11 protein-coding genes are annotated in these 13,730 nt (G+C 58.8%); 1 reads left to right on the top strand and 10 read right to left on the bottom strand.

Annotated elements, in window-relative coordinates; genetic code table 11:
- Positions 1-23 precede the first annotated feature (23 nt).
- From AC6LJ5_RS11105 to pseG, 10 genes are all read right to left on the bottom strand, one after another.
- Positions 24-872: a hypothetical protein gene (locus AC6LJ5_RS11105; RefSeq protein WP_498140481.1), complete on the bottom strand. Its 849-nt coding sequence runs from the start codon at positions 870-872 to the stop codon at positions 24-26.
- 64 nt (positions 873-936) lie between these two features.
- Positions 937-1,884: a UDP-glucuronic acid decarboxylase family protein gene (locus tag AC6LJ5_RS11100; protein WP_498140480.1), complete on the bottom strand. Its 948-nt coding sequence runs from the start codon at positions 1,882-1,884 to the stop codon at positions 937-939.
- Between the two features lie 58 nt (positions 1,885-1,942).
- A complete protein-coding gene (locus tag AC6LJ5_RS11095) occupies positions 1,943-3,526 on the bottom strand; it encodes a hypothetical protein (RefSeq protein ID WP_498140479.1) in 1,584 nt (527 codons plus the stop codon).
- A gap of 17 nt (positions 3,527-3,543) precedes the next feature.
- On the bottom strand, positions 3,544-4,608 hold the full coding sequence (gene pseI, locus AC6LJ5_RS11090; RefSeq protein WP_498140478.1) for a pseudaminic acid synthase: 1,065 nt from the start codon (positions 4,606-4,608) through the stop codon (positions 3,544-3,546).
- Between the two features lie 42 nt (positions 4,609-4,650).
- Positions 4,651-6,678, bottom strand: coding sequence for an aminotransferase class III-fold pyridoxal phosphate-dependent enzyme (locus AC6LJ5_RS11085; RefSeq protein WP_498140477.1), 2,028 nt, complete (start codon positions 6,676-6,678; stop codon positions 4,651-4,653).
- Positions 6,675-7,541, bottom strand: a complete 867-nt coding sequence (locus tag AC6LJ5_RS11080; RefSeq protein ID WP_498140476.1) for an aldo/keto reductase — start codon at positions 7,539-7,541, stop codon at positions 6,675-6,677. Before AC6LJ5_RS11080 ends, AC6LJ5_RS11085 begins: the two co-directional genes overlap by 4 nt.
- A gap of 73 nt (positions 7,542-7,614) precedes the next feature.
- Positions 7,615-8,784, bottom strand: coding sequence for a UDP-4-amino-4,6-dideoxy-N-acetyl-beta-L-altrosamine transaminase (pseC, locus tag AC6LJ5_RS11075; protein WP_498140475.1), 1,170 nt, complete (start codon positions 8,782-8,784; stop codon positions 7,615-7,617).
- On the bottom strand, positions 8,784-9,782 hold the full coding sequence (gene pseB / locus AC6LJ5_RS11070) for a UDP-N-acetylglucosamine 4,6-dehydratase (inverting) (protein ID WP_498140474.1): 999 nt from the start codon (positions 9,780-9,782) through the stop codon (positions 8,784-8,786). Before pseB ends, pseC begins: the two co-directional genes overlap by 1 nt.
- Positions 9,783-9,801: 19 nt before the next feature.
- Positions 9,802-10,968 (bottom strand): nucleotide sugar dehydrogenase, encoded by a 1,167-nt coding sequence (locus AC6LJ5_RS11065; protein ID WP_498140473.1) that lies wholly within the window; start codon positions 10,966-10,968, stop codon positions 9,802-9,804.
- Between the two features lie 478 nt (positions 10,969-11,446).
- Positions 11,447-12,976 carry a UDP-2,4-diacetamido-2,4,6-trideoxy-beta-L-altropyranose hydrolase gene (gene pseG / locus AC6LJ5_RS11060; protein WP_498140472.1) on the bottom strand — a complete coding sequence of 510 codons (1,530 nt, stop codon included), beginning with the start codon at positions 12,974-12,976 and terminating at the stop codon, positions 11,447-11,449.
- 287 nt (positions 12,977-13,263) lie between these two features.
- On the opposite strand from pseG, the gene AC6LJ5_RS11055 reads away from it, so the two are divergent.
- Positions 13,264-13,730, top strand: a 467-nt coding sequence (locus AC6LJ5_RS11055) for an SRPBCC family protein (RefSeq protein WP_498140471.1), incomplete at its 3' end; no start/stop codon positions are given.

Raw genomic sequence — 13,730 nt, 5'->3', positions numbered from 1 at the left:
ACGCGTCTTGACGGGAACGGCGGCTATGAGGTGCGGCGAGACGCGCGCCACAACACCAGCAGCACGCCCAGGATCAAGCCTATGGCGGCACTTGCCAGTACATATATCAAACCACTCGGCGCATAGGGGCGCGATAGCACATAGGCGTCAAATACCTTGCGCGTCGGATAGGTATGACGTGGATCCAGCGCGCTTTCCAGGTTGGCCTTGCGTTGATCCAACTCATGGAGTTCCCTCGCTGACGCCACGGCAACATTGCTGAGCAACACCGCATCGGCCGCACCGCTTGTGGCCGGTGGCACGTTCTTCAAGTTCTCGTATATACGCTTGTATTCATTCGCAGCCCTATCCCTATCGATCGATACCTGCGCCAGCGACGATTTCAGCAGCTGCAACGAATGGCTGGATTCTTGCGCATGCTCCTCGCTTAGGATCTGGAAGGCCATCATCAAGGCCTGCTTGGCCACGTCCGAAGAAAACGCCACCACTTGCCAATTGATAAGACCATCCGGCTTGGATGCCGTCGCCTGTAGCGTTTCGAATATCAGTACCGCTTCGGCACTACCCGGCCCGGAATCCGGCAGCTTCATCCTCTGCAATAGTTCCATCTTGAATGGTGGCGAATTAACCCTGCTCAAGATGACCGGAATCTGAGCGATCGGGCGGTCTTGCACTTCGCCGCCAGCCACCACCGCAACCTGCCCAGGCTGAATAGTCATCTTCGACATCCACTGCACTCGGGTAAACGAAGCCAGAGCATATCCAGCAGCGGCACCGAGTAACGCCAGCAACAGAAGCACCTTGTAGCCGCGCAGCAGGTAAACCAGTAGCGAATCCGACATGGCGACCGGACGAATTGACGAACTATGCATAAAGCCTCTCCTATCTTGCGCCGACGTTATCACGGCCAGATTGCTGTACTACTAACAAGATCTTTCAGGCTCGGTTCGAAGATAACTGTTCCTCAAAATAGGCGATCGTTTTTACGAGTCCCTGCTCCAGCTCAACCATGGGCGCCCAGCCCAGAATCTCCCTGGCCTGCGTGATGTCAGGCTGTCGCTGACGAGGATCATCCTGCGGCAGGGGCTTGAATACCAGTTTGGACGAAGATCCTGTCAAAGCCAGCACTTTTTCGGCCAACTGGCGGATGGTGAATTCGCCTGGATTGCCCAGATTTACAGGACCTGTAACGCCGTCAGGAGAGCGCATTAACCGTACGAACCCTTCGATCAGGTCATCCACATAGCAGAAACTGCGCGTTTGCTCGCCCTCGCCATAAATCGTGATATCGATGCCCTTAAGCGCCTGAACAATGAAATTGCTAACTACCCGTCCATCGTTCGGATGCATGCGCGGACCGTAGGTATTAAAGATTCGCGCGACCTTGATGTCCACATTGTGCTGACGGTGATAGTCGAAAAACAGGGTCTCGGCACAGCGCTTGCCTTCGTCATAGCAGGACCGGATACCGATGGGATTCACCCTGCCCCAATAGCTCTCGTCCTGAGGATGCACCTCGGGATCGCCATAGACCTCGCTGGTCGACGCCTGGAAGATCCGAGCTTTCAGACGTTTGGCGAGGCCAAGCATGTTGATGGCGCCATGAACGCTGGTCTTGAGCGTCTGGACCGGATCGAATTGGTAGTGCACCGGGGAGGCCGGACAAGCTAGGTTGTAGATCTCATCGACTTCGACATACAGCGGAATCGTCACGTCATGGCGCAATAATTCAAAGTACGAGTTCGACAACAAGTGAACAATGTTCTGCTTGGCACCGGTAAAAAAATTGTCGACGCACAAAACCTCATTGCCTTCAGCCAACAAGCGCTCACACAGATGCGATCCGAGAAAACCCGATCCGCCAGTTACCAGTACTTTCTTCATGAAAACTCCTTGATATTCTTTCAATGGGCCGTCAAGCCGCAGCATTGCCGCTGCTTCCTCAACGATCTCCCCGCGGCAACGCTTCACGCAGGGCATCGATGGGCCGGAACATCCAACGGCGCTTCACAGCGTAGGACTCATCCCGTGCAGGCGCCGTCTTCGGTAAAGCGTACAACCGCTCCCACTGTCGATCCCCTATCAAGGCCAGTACGGCATCTTCTTCTCGAGCATCCTCGGCACAAGTCTGGTCGTCGGCCTCCAACATGCCACCGCGCAACAAGCGCTCGAGCCTACTCGCATCCGCGCCATGGCGGTACTCGTAGCGCGTCGTCGTGGCGCTATGAACGTGGTCGACGAATTGCGCCACTCGATAGGCCATCGTATAGGCGAATCGCAGAGTCTGACGCGCGATGCGTACCGCCTCGCCGGCCCGAAACTCCGCATCCTGCCTCGCGTTGAGCGTCAATTGCGCGAGCTGCTCAGGCCGGTAGGCATCGCTTTGAAAACCAGCCTTCTGATAGATTGACGGTCCCGTTGCAATCACCTGCTTGCCCAGGATGCCTGCTTCGAGTGCCGCGCTGCCGCCAGCAACCACGATGGCATCGCAGCGCTCGATCAGGCCGAGCGTGCTGGCCCGGTCCGTGCTGGCGATGCAATGCACCCCGCGGCGCTTCGCCCATCCGGTGTAGTAGTCCTCGGCCTTCCTGCCGTCCGCCGCGCCAATCCGCTCCCCCCAATTCGGGTGACAACGAAGCACCAATTCCGATGGACGCAGGCCGAAATGCTCGATCAGGGCGTCATACGCCTCGGTCTGTTCCTGCCAGCCACTACCCCAGTCCGGATGCCCCCACACTTCATTGCGGCTTCCTGGCACCAGCAAGATGCGGCTCGCCGCGGCAACCTCCGGCCATTCAACCGTTTTCGCGGACGTGTTGTATGCTCGCCATTCCTTGTCGTTGCGACGCAGGAAACGCGCAGCCACGTGTTGCACCGCACGCAGCGCCTGCTGGCGCGTCAACGGCCGATCCGCCCACTGCTCCATCAGGCGATTCACATTGTCCAGACCCAGACAGTTCTCACCAGGCAACAGCTGCAAACCGTCGCCGAACCATGTGCGCTCCATCGTGACGAACGGAATATTGGCGTCGCGCGCAGCCTCGATCAAAGCGCGTGTCGCGTCGATTCGACCATTGAATACACAAATGGCGTCCAGACGCTCGCGCTTGATCCATTCAGCCGCCGCCGCGTATGCACGCTGGCTTCCCGATTCCAAGCGATCGACGATCGCCTGAAACTCGGCGCTGCTGAAATCCTCATCTGATTCAAAACGCCCCAGGGTGCTGGCGCTGGACTGACTGCCCTCGTGCGCGCCGGCGGACCAGGCCGAGCCGCTGCGGGCCAGCTCGCCGATGGAATAGACTGCCCGGCCCGTGTATGAACGGATGTTGCCTATACGACAGCGCATACAGTCCATGGCGTTGCTGCGCGCGGGATGCAGCTCCTTCGAGTAGCAACCGGACAGATCCGATTCACAGGACAGGAAGGAGATCTGATGGCCCGCGCCGCGCATCAGCTGCGAGAGATAGAACAGATGCTCCACGTGCGGACGCCAGCTGTAAATACTAGAAAAACCGATTTTCATGGGTGCCATATGATCACTTATTGTTCCAGGTCGATCGCATCCCAATCGACCCGGGTACCATACTGCACGTCACGAACCAGTCGCTTGCCGATAACGGTGTCCAAATGCTTGGGCGCCAGACCATAGCCCGGCCGCACACTGCGTACCGCGTCGCGGCCGACGATCTCGCCCGCCTTCAGGTCGCGCACGAAATACAGGGAGCGGCGGAACTTGGCATTGCCCTGTTCACTCGACTTGCGGCCGTAGTCCACGGCACCCAGCGCTTCCCACGCGGTACGCGCGCCCTGGCACAGCTGCGCCATCTCTGCGGGTTCCAAAGAGAAGCTGTCGTCCGGCCCGCCTCCGGAGCGGTCGAGCGTGAAGTGCTTCTCGATCAGCGCGGCGCCAAGCGCGACACTGGCAATTGCGGTCGTATTGTCGAGGGTATGGTCCGACAACCCCGTCACCAGACCGAACCGACGCATCATGTCGGGAATGGTACGCAGGTTGTAGTCGGCCGCGGGCGCGGGATAGCCGCTCACGCAGTGCAGGATGGCCAGCTCTTTGCAACCGCCGTCCTGCGCCGCCGTCACGGCTTCCGCGATTTCCTCCGCATCGGCCATACCCGTCGAAATGATCATGGGCTTGCCGGTACCTGCCACGTACCTGATCAAGGGCAGGTCGATCGCCTCAAAGGAAGCGATCTTGTACGCGGGTGCGTTCAAATCTTCCAACAAGTCGACCGCGGTATTGTCAAACGGCGAGCTGAAGATCGTGATGCCGACCTTGCGTGCATGTTCGAACAGCGGCATATGCCAATCCCAAGGCAGATGGGCCTCGCGGTACAGGTCGTGCAACGTGCGACCGTCCCACAGTCCACCATGGACCTGGAATTCATCGCTATCGCAATCCAGGGTGATCGTGTCAGGCGTGTAGGTCTGCAGTTTGACCGCATCGGCGCCGGCCTTCTTGGCCTGTTCGACGATGCTGATGGCCGTCTCCAGCCTGCCGTTGTGATTCGCCGACAGTTCGGCAATGATATAAGGCGGAGCGTCTTCGGCGATGCGCCGGCCCGCAATGCTGAGGCTAGGTACCTTGGCCATGTTCATGCTCAATTTGAAGCGAGGGGCAGTGCCCCCTCTCCGTCAGTTCAAACGCTTGAAGCCGCCGTGGCACACCGGGCCGTTGAGCAACCCCATCACATCACGACCATCTTCGCATTCGCGTATCAATCCGAAGATCGGGTCCAGAGCTTCGAAATAACGATCGACGACATCCTGGCTGTGCTCGGTGCAGGCATACACGCTATTGCCCGCCAGGAAACCCTTACCCAGCATTTCCTGCGTGATAAGAGTCTTGTAAGCGAGCGCGTTGGGACTTTGCACGGTATATCCGGTCAGCGCTGGCAGTCCCCAGTGATCGATCTTCAGCCCATGCTTGTCCGCCAGCTTTTGCCAACGGTCGCGGATATGCAGCCCGGTTTTCGTGATGATGTCCCAGGACTGTATGCGTTCCATCACTTCCAGCGTTTTCAATGCAGCCGCCGGGCCGATGCGCTCCGTCCAGAACGTGCTACTGATGAAGGTCGACTGCGCGGCCTCCATGATTTCACGGCGGCCGATCGTAGCGGTGATGGCATAGCCGTTGCCCAGCGTCTTGCCGAACATCGCCATGTCCGGCTCAACGCCGTACAGCTTGTGCAAGCCGCCGAAGGACTGCCGGAAACCAGAGGTGCATTCGTCGAAAATCAGGACGATGTTGCGTTCCGTGGCGAGCTTGCGTACTTTGTGCAGGAAATTGTCCTCGGGCCCCTTGTTTCGCACCACTTCCATCTTGATCACGCCGATATCGTGCTCATTGACCAGCGCTTCCAACTCGGCGTAGTTGTTGTAGTTGAACGGGAACACAGTTCCACGCAGATTGCGCGGCACGCCCTTGGGCTCCAGACCCGGCAACAGATGCCCGGCCAGGCTCTCGTCATCTCCCAAATTGGCTGATAGGTACCAATCGTGCCAACCGTGGTATCCACAAACTGCCACCTTGTCCCGTCCTGCGGCAGCGCGCGCGATGCGAATGGCGACAGCGTTCGCCTCACCGCCGGAACGCGCCAAGCGCACCATGTCCGCCCAAGGATGCAGTTCGATCAGCTTTTCTGCCAGGTAGACCTCTTCGGGGCAGTTCAACGTCGTCATGTTGCCCAGCTCAACGACCTTGCGTACGGCGGCATCCACCTCGTCATTGCCGTAGCCCAGGCTGTTGGTGCCGACTCCCATCAGCGACATGTCGATGTACTCGTTGCCGTCCAGGTCCCAGACCTTGCAGCCCTTGGCTCGGCTGAAGTAGGCTGGCCACTGCTCCGGCAGCATCATCTCAGCGCGTTTGGACAGCAGCATGTTGCCGCCCGGAATAATCTGCTTGGCGCGTTTCCAGAGTTTCTGACCGGTACCCATATTGGATCCTTCGTTACGGATAAGTTGCTGATTGGCGGAGAACAGTTCAGGTTTGCTGCGATGCAGTTGCAGCACCTGCCGCCAGGAGAAGTGGATATCGGGAGCAAAGCGCTCGAATATCCGGGAAATGACCAGGAAGTCCGCAGGTTCATCCACGGTCCAGCGCAACGCCGACAGATCTTCGCCGCCGCGTATCCCGGCCTGGCGAAACTGCTGTGGATTCCGCAAGTACGGCGTGACATGTTCGCGCTCGAAAGGCTGGACGGCCTCGCGCGCGGCCCGGTCGAGCGCAGCGAAGCTGAAAACCTCGATATCCAGGCCATCCGGAAATGTCGGGGGCACGACATTGGAAAAATAATCCACATCCGCCGCAAGATATTTCCGTACGACGGCATCGACCAAATCTGGATCCACCAGCGGGCAATCGCCGGTAATCCGCACTACCACGTCAGCGCCAGCGGCTTGTGCCGCCTGATAGTAGCGATCCAGCACGTCTGTTTCGCTACCTCGCACGCAACGGTAGCCCAGGTTTTGCACATGCTGCGCCAGCACCTGATTCTTCTCGTCGATCGACGTGGCGACCACGATCTCATCCAGCGTGTTGGCACGGGCCAGCCGCGCCAACAGCACCTCGATCATGGGCACGCCAGCGATGGGCTTCATCACTTTGTTCGGCAAGCGCGTAGAACCCATCCGCGCCTGCACTACTGCCACGACTTTCATAGTTCATTCCACCGGGCCGGATTTAATAAGACAGGATCCAGAGGCCGCGGCCAGACCGGCATTGCCGGCAGGAGATCGCTCGGCGCGGCGAGGATTTCGCGCAACTGCCATTCACTGTCGACGCCGATTACAACCTGATCCACCTGGTCAATCGAAAACACGTAATTCAGACATGCCTGCACCGGCGTTTGCCCGGTTGCTTGCAGCCACTGCATCCACATGTTCCTTATGTCCGTCCACCGGGCAAACTTTGCTGGCCATTCATCCATGAGCAACAGGCCCTGAAGAAAAGCGGACCGAACATGCAGTTCAACACCAGACGCGCGCAGGCGATCAGCCCAGCCGGAATCAATCATTCGGCTGTCGAGGATATTCATCGGCGCCTGAACAATACCGATTGGCATGATTCCCATCAATTGGTTCAGTTCCTCGGGCGCATAGATGGACACGCCGATCTTCGCCACCAGCCCTTGGTCTTGTACATCCGTCAACGCCTGAGCGAGCATTTTTCCCTCGGAACCGAGCAACTGCGCAGGCCGATGCAACAGCAAACCATGCACCCGCTCGATCCGCAGGCGCTCCAGTGATCCGCGCAGGCTCGCCTGAACCCAGCCGACAATGTCGGTGCAACCGGGCGGCATGGCTGGCAGCTTGGTGACGATATTCCATGCGCCCACACCTGCCTGGCCCAACGCCAGCTCGCTGTCGCCATAGGCGATTGCCGTGTCCAGCGTATTCAGCCCATGGCCACGGGCCAGAGCGAGAATGCGCCCGATTTCATCCTGCGCCACGCGGCCGGACTGATTGGCGATGCCATAAACGCCGCCGAATTGGGCTGTCCCCAGTGCCAGTCGCGCGCTCATTCTCGGTCGCCCGCAAACTGCGTCAATCGGCTACGCGGCGGTGCCATCACGCTGGACTGGATCACAGACATGGTCAGGCCTTCACCGCGACGCGGAGCTGGTCCACGACGCGGTCCTGATCGGCTTCAGTCAAGGTGGGGAACATCGGCAGACTGAGAGCCTCGGAGTAATACCGTTCAGCCTCGGGAAAATCGCCCAGTTTGAAGCCCATCTTCGCGTAATAAGGCTGCAGATGCACCGGAATATAGTGCAGGTTGACCCCCACGCCGCCAGCGCGGAGCGCATCGAAGACCTGTCGATGGCTGGTATGCGGCATCTTGTCCAGCTGCAGGCGGATGATGTAGAGATGCAGCCCCGAGTAGGTATCGGGGTGCTGCCACGGCACCGTGACGGGCAGCCCGGCCAGCAGGCGGTCGTAGCGGCGGGCCAGCACATGCCGCCGGCTCACGTACTCGTCCAGGCGAGCGGACTGGCTCACGCCCAGCGTAGCCTGCAGTTCAGTCATGCGGTAGTTCAACCCCAGCTCAATTTGCTGGTAGTACCACCCGCCGTCCGACGCATGAGTCATGCGCGACGGATCACGCGTAATGCCATGGCTGCGGAACAGTTCCATGCGGTCGGCCAGCTCGACGTTGTTGGTCATCGCCACGCCGCCTTCGGCTGTGGTGATGATCTTCACCGGATGGAAGCTGAAAACGACTATGTCGCTGAACTGGCAGTTGCCTATCGGCTTGCCCTGATAGCGCCCGCCCACTGCATGCGAAGCGTCTTCGATGATGCGAAAGCCATAGCGCTGGGACAACGCGTGAATCGCCTGCATGTCGCAAGACTGCCCGGACAGATGCACGGGCACCACAACCTTCGGCAAGCGGCCTTCACGTTTGGCGATTTCAAGCTTGCGCTCGAGCGCCTGCGGGCAAATGTTGTACGTACGCGGATCGATGTCCACAAAATCCACGCTCGCGCCGCAATACAAGGCGCAGTTGGAAGATGCCACGAACGTGATGGGCGAGGTCCACAGCCAGTCGTCCTGGCCCAGACCCAACGCCAGGCAAGCCACGTGCAATGCCGACGTCGCGCTGTTGACCGCCACTCCCCTGGCCGCGCCACAGTACTCCGCCAGAATGCCCTCGAACTTCGGAACAGCAGGGCCTTGCGTCAGGAAGTCAGAACGCAGCGTTTCAATCAGCGCGTCGATGTCCGACTGCTGAATATCCTGACGGCCATAGGGAATGGTGGACATCAGATGCTCCCGATCCTGGAGTGATTGGCATCAAGCCAGCTGCGCAGATCCTCGTCGCTCATCCATTCCTTGTTGTTGTCGCTGGCGTAGACGAATCCTTCCGGCACCTTCGTGCCATCCTTGATACGATGCGCAGTCTCGGACCAGCCATTGATAGTCGGCAGGATCTTGAAGTGTTCGTCGTACTCGTACGTGTAATACGCATCCTCGGCGCTGATCATCTGCTCATGCAGCTTTTCGCCGGGGCGGATGCCGATGACTTCCTGGCGCGCATCCGGCGCGATCACGCGAGCCAGATCGCAGACCTTCATGGACGGAATTTTCTTGACGTAGATTTCGCCGCCTTCCATGTCCTGGAAAGCATGCCAGACCAGCTCCACACCCTCTTCCAGCGAAATCATGAAACGCGTCATGCGCGTATCCGTGATCGGCAGGACGCCCTTGTCCTTGATGGAAAGGAAGTACGGGATCACGGAGCCGCGGGAACCCATGACATTGCCATAGCGCACCACGGCGAAACGCGTATTGTGGCCGCCTGTGTACGAATTGCCGGCGACGAACAGCTTGTCGGACGCGAGCTTCGTGGCGCCATACAGGTTGATCGGGCTGCTAGCCTTGTCAGTGGACAAGGCAACCACGCGCTTGATGCCCTTGTCGATACATGCATCGATCAAGTTCATGGCGCCCATGATGTTGGTCTTGACGCACTCGAACGGGTTGTACTCGGCAGTCGGCACGATCTTCGTCGCGGCCGCGTGCACAACGTAGTCAACACCATCCAACGCACGGTAGAGGCGATCCTTGTCTCGCACATCGCCGATGAAAAAGCGCAGACGTTCTTCACCCTTGTACTTATTTGCCATCTCCCACTGCTTCATCTCATCGCGAGAGAAAATGATGATCTTCTTCGGGTTGTATTTTGCCAGCGTCAACGGAACAAAAGTATTGCCGAAAGAACCCGTTCCACCGGTCACAAGGATAGTTTGATTGTTAAACATGTAGCGCGCCCTGAAATGTTCAATCGCTACCAAAAAGGTCGCGGGTATAGACTTTTGAATCCACGTCGGCCAAGCTCGGACTCCTACGGTTCGCGATGATCACATCGGCGCGTCGCTTGAAGTCGTCCAGATCCGTCACGACCTTGGAATGGAAAAATTCGCTTTCATGCAGAGCTGGTTCATAGATGATCACTTCAATGCCCTTGGCCTTGATGCGCTTCATGATCCCCTGAATGCTGGATGCTCGGAAATTGTCCGAACCGCTCTTCATAATCAGGCGATAGATACCAACCACTTGCGGCCGGCGCTTCAGGATGCTGTTGGCAACGAAGTCCTTGCGGGTGGTGTTCGATTCAACGATGGCATGTATTAGATTCTGCGGCACATCACGATAATTCGCCAGCAACTGCTTCGTATCTTTCGGCAAACAGTAACCGCCATAGCCAAATGACGGATTGTTGTAGTGGGTGCCGATGCGGGGATCCAGACCCACGCCCTCGATGATCTGGCGCGAATCCAGGTCATGCAGCGCGGCATAGGTATCCAGTTCGTTGAAGTACGCAACACGCATCGCCAGATACGTATTGGAAAACAACTTCACAGCCTCTGCCTCGGTCGAATCCGTAAACAGTACAGGGATGTCCTGCTTCAATGCGCCTTCACGCAACAAATCTGCGAACACTTCCGCGCGCCTCGATCGCTCACCGACGATAATCCGAGAGGGGTGCAGATTGTCGTACAGTGCCTTGCCTTCTCGCAAGAATTCCGGTGAAAAAATTACGTTGTCACATGATAACGATTCGCTCAATCTAGCCGTGTAGCCTACCGGCACCGTAGACTTGATGACGATTACAGCCGTCGGATTGATCGTCTGAACATCCTTGATGGCCGCCTCAACAAGGCTGGTATCAAAGTGGTTGGTAACAGGATCATAGTCCGTTGGCGTGGCGACAATCACATAATCAGCACCCGCATATCCGACTTGCTTGTCCAGCGTAGCTTGCAGCCTCAATGACTTATTCTGCAAATAATCCTGCAATTCCACGTCAACAATCGGTGACTCGCGCCGATTCAACCGCTCAACCTTCTCAGCAACTACGTCGACCACCATCACATCGTGATGTTGAGCTAACAACACGGCGTTGGATAAACCTACATATCCCGCGCCCGCAACAGCAATTTTCATTATTTCAGCCTCGGCAATCTTCTATATTTGATTCTGCGGTCGTTCTAATTCATACCTAGCGGCCTCGTGCCATATGCGTTTCGAGCTCTGCCCGAATCGGATCGGGATTCGGGGCATCCAAGGCAGCAGGCACCAAGGCACCCACCAAGTACCATCTGCCGTTTACCCGCTCGGCAGCTTGCGGGCGCGGCCGAATAGCCTCGGACGCCGTTCAGGGCGAAGGCGGGGCGAACCTTGCCGGCAATCTGCCGCCCCCTGCGCTAGGCGGGGAATCATAACTGGCTGAATGCCGTCATTCAATGAAAGAACCCATCGGCGGTCAAAACACTTTACATAACGCAACATCTTTTGCTGGATGCAGAGGAAGAAATACCTTTCGCAGCAAGCAGGTCCAACCACCATCGACACGTTTTCTTATTTTCAAGTAGTATTTCTCGCTCAAATTGCAAAAACCTACTGGATTTTTGCAATATCTCGCCTATTTGCATCCTGACTGCCGCCACATCAACACTTCATGATCCTCGCGGTATCCAGCTTCCCGGAAAACGGCCGCCGAGGCATGATTCTCGTGCCGCACCTCGGCAAGTATTTGTGTAACACCAGACTGCGCGGCCAGCCATTCCGATGCTTGCCTGATCACACCCGCTCCCCAGCCCTGCCCGTGACTGCCCGGCACAAGATAAATAGAAATCACGGCGGACCGCCCTTCCATATCGAAACGGACCACCGCTACCGACCTGTCATCCAGCGTCGCGATCAACAACATGCGATCCGGATCTTCCAGCACCCTGTCGAACCAGGCTTTATGCGTCGCGTACTCGATGATCTCGGCCGAATGCGAATGCCTGCGGTTCTCCGGCGCGTTGCGCCATTCATACACATCGCGGCAATCCTCGGCCGTCGCTGGCCGTAACGTGAACCGCGGTTCCAGCAGACGCCGGATGACACGCTGCACGCCCTTGCCATCCGTTACGCCTGCGCCGCGCCGGCTCAGCCCTTGCAACAATGCAGGTTGATGCCGGGCATATTCGAATAGGCGCACACAGTCCCCGACAGGGTCCGGAGATTCCGGCGTCACCCCCAGAACCAGCCCCTCTCTCTGAAGATCTTGCAGCAACGGCACCTGATTGTCAGCGACGGCCAGGACGATGGCCGGCGTTCCCAGGCAGAAGCGTTCCCAATTGGCGATCCCGCTGGCGCCGATGGCCAGATCAGCCTGACCGATCAACTCACCCATGCGCTCGGTCTGGACATGCAGACAGACATTGGGGTGCGTGGTGCAGAACTGGCGCAATGCCTCCCGCCGAGGATGGGCCTGACCAATCACCACATTGACGACCAGTCCGTCGAGATGGCCTTCCAAGGCTTGCAACAGCTGCCCCGTATGATCATGCGCGTCCATGCCGCCAAATGCGATCAACAGGCGGCGCACGACCCCGTCGCGCAGGCGCGGCTGCTGCCGCAACACCGCAAACTCCGGCCGCAACAACGCATAACGCGGACCCAGCAGCTGCACGCAGCGGCCATTGAGCAACGGGCCGTAGCGGCCATTGTCCAGATAGAAGTTCTGATCCAGCAGCAGGTCGCAATCATGCGGACGATCAGCCAAATCGTCGATTGCCATGATCCGGCCGCAATACTGCCGCAACGCGCCTTCCCAGCGCCGATCCAGCGCATAGTGATCCACGATCAGCCAATCCGGACGCAGCTGACGCAATATCGTGGCGGCCGCGTCCCTGTCCTGCTCGACCGGCACGCCCAACCAGCTCTCGTAACCGTGCAGCGCAACATCCGCCGGCCCGGCAGGGTCGGGCAGCCAATGCACCACATGCCCGAGCCGGGCGATCAGTTCTCCCAGATGGCCCGGCAAGCGCCGCGTCAGGAAATGGACCTCGGCGCCCCGCGCGGCCAGCTCCGCCGCCAGCGCCAGGCAGCGCATCACATGCCCCGCTCCGATCTGCACGGAAGCGTCTGCGCGAATTGCAACGGAAATACGAGACTGCGCCATTAGAAAACGAGGAAATGTCAGCGTTACTGTTACAGGAGTCTCGCCAGTCCCACCGGTGCAGGATAGCAATACCGGCGAACGGGATGCCGCGGGGACGCGGCGTCCGACCCGGATTCGCCTGGGCCAATATTGTAGAGGAGACGCGCCCGGGCGCGGCACACATGAGAGGCCGTTCAGCCGCTTGCGGCCTGCGCCGTCGGCAGAATCCTGATACGGACAACGAGAATTAGCATTCCGGAAGATATAGGTACACAATAAGGCCAAACGTGCCAAGAAAGGAGACAACCATGCGTATCGCCGATGCCCAATGGATTCCTTCGACCCAGCACCAGACCTGGGACGCCTTGACCGATCCTGCCGTGCTGCAGCGATGCATCCCCGGATGCGTCAACGTCACGCAGCGCTCCCCCACCGAGTACGCCGTCACCCTGCGCGCCAAGGTCGCCGGCATCGACACCGACTACGATGGCGAGATCCTGCTGTCGGACGTCGATCCCCCCAACAGCTGCACCCTGGTGTTCGAAGGCAAGGGCCGGGCGGCCTGCCTGGCCATCGGCACCGCCCAGGTCAACCTCAGCACCAAGGACCAGGGCACCCGCGTGGCCTACACCGTGGCGAGCATGACCGGCGGCAAGCTGGCCGAATGCGGCGAAAGCCTGATCCTGAAGGCGGGCGAGAAGATCATCGAGCGCTTCTTCGCCGCGTTCATCGATTACATGGCCGGCCAGCCACGGCTGGCGCCGCCGCCCCCGCC

The organism is Achromobacter sp. 1011791174 (genome assembly GCF_059760925.1).
The sequence above is the reverse complement of the archived record's forward strand: the minus strand, read 5'-3'. Positions and strand labels throughout refer to the sequence as shown.

Bases quoted from the DNA above. Each gene is read 5' to 3' on its own strand.
- AC6LJ5_RS11105 (WP_498140481.1), bottom strand. From the start codon at position 872: ATGCATAGTTCGTCAATTCGTCCGGTCGCCATGTCGGATTCGCTACTG.
- AC6LJ5_RS11100 (WP_498140480.1), bottom strand. From the start codon at position 1,884: ATGAAGAAAGTACTGGTAACTGGCGGATCGGGTTTTCTCGGATCGCAT.
- AC6LJ5_RS11095 (WP_498140479.1), bottom strand. From the start codon at position 3,526: ATGAAAATCGGTTTTTCTAGTATTTACAGCTGGCGTCCGCACGTGGAG.
- pseI (WP_498140478.1), bottom strand. From the start codon at position 4,608: ATGGCCAAGGTACCTAGCCTCAGCATTGCGGGCCGGCGCATCGCCGAA.
- AC6LJ5_RS11085 (WP_498140477.1), bottom strand. From the start codon at position 6,678: ATGAAAGTCGTGGCAGTAGTGCAGGCGCGGATGGGTTCTACGCGCTTG.
- AC6LJ5_RS11080 (WP_498140476.1), bottom strand. From the start codon at position 7,541: ATGAGCGCGCGACTGGCACTGGGGACAGCCCAATTCGGCGGCGTTTAT.
- pseC (WP_498140475.1), bottom strand. From the start codon at position 8,784: ATGTCCACCATTCCCTATGGCCGTCAGGATATTCAGCAGTCGGACATC.
- pseB (WP_498140474.1), bottom strand. From the start codon at position 9,782: ATGTTTAACAATCAAACTATCCTTGTGACCGGTGGAACGGGTTCTTTC.
- AC6LJ5_RS11065 (WP_498140473.1), bottom strand. From the start codon at position 10,968: ATGAAAATTGCTGTTGCGGGCGCGGGATATGTAGGTTTATCCAACGCC.
- pseG (WP_498140472.1), bottom strand. From the start codon at position 12,976: ATGGCGCAGTCTCGTATTTCCGTTGCAATTCGCGCAGACGCTTCCGTG.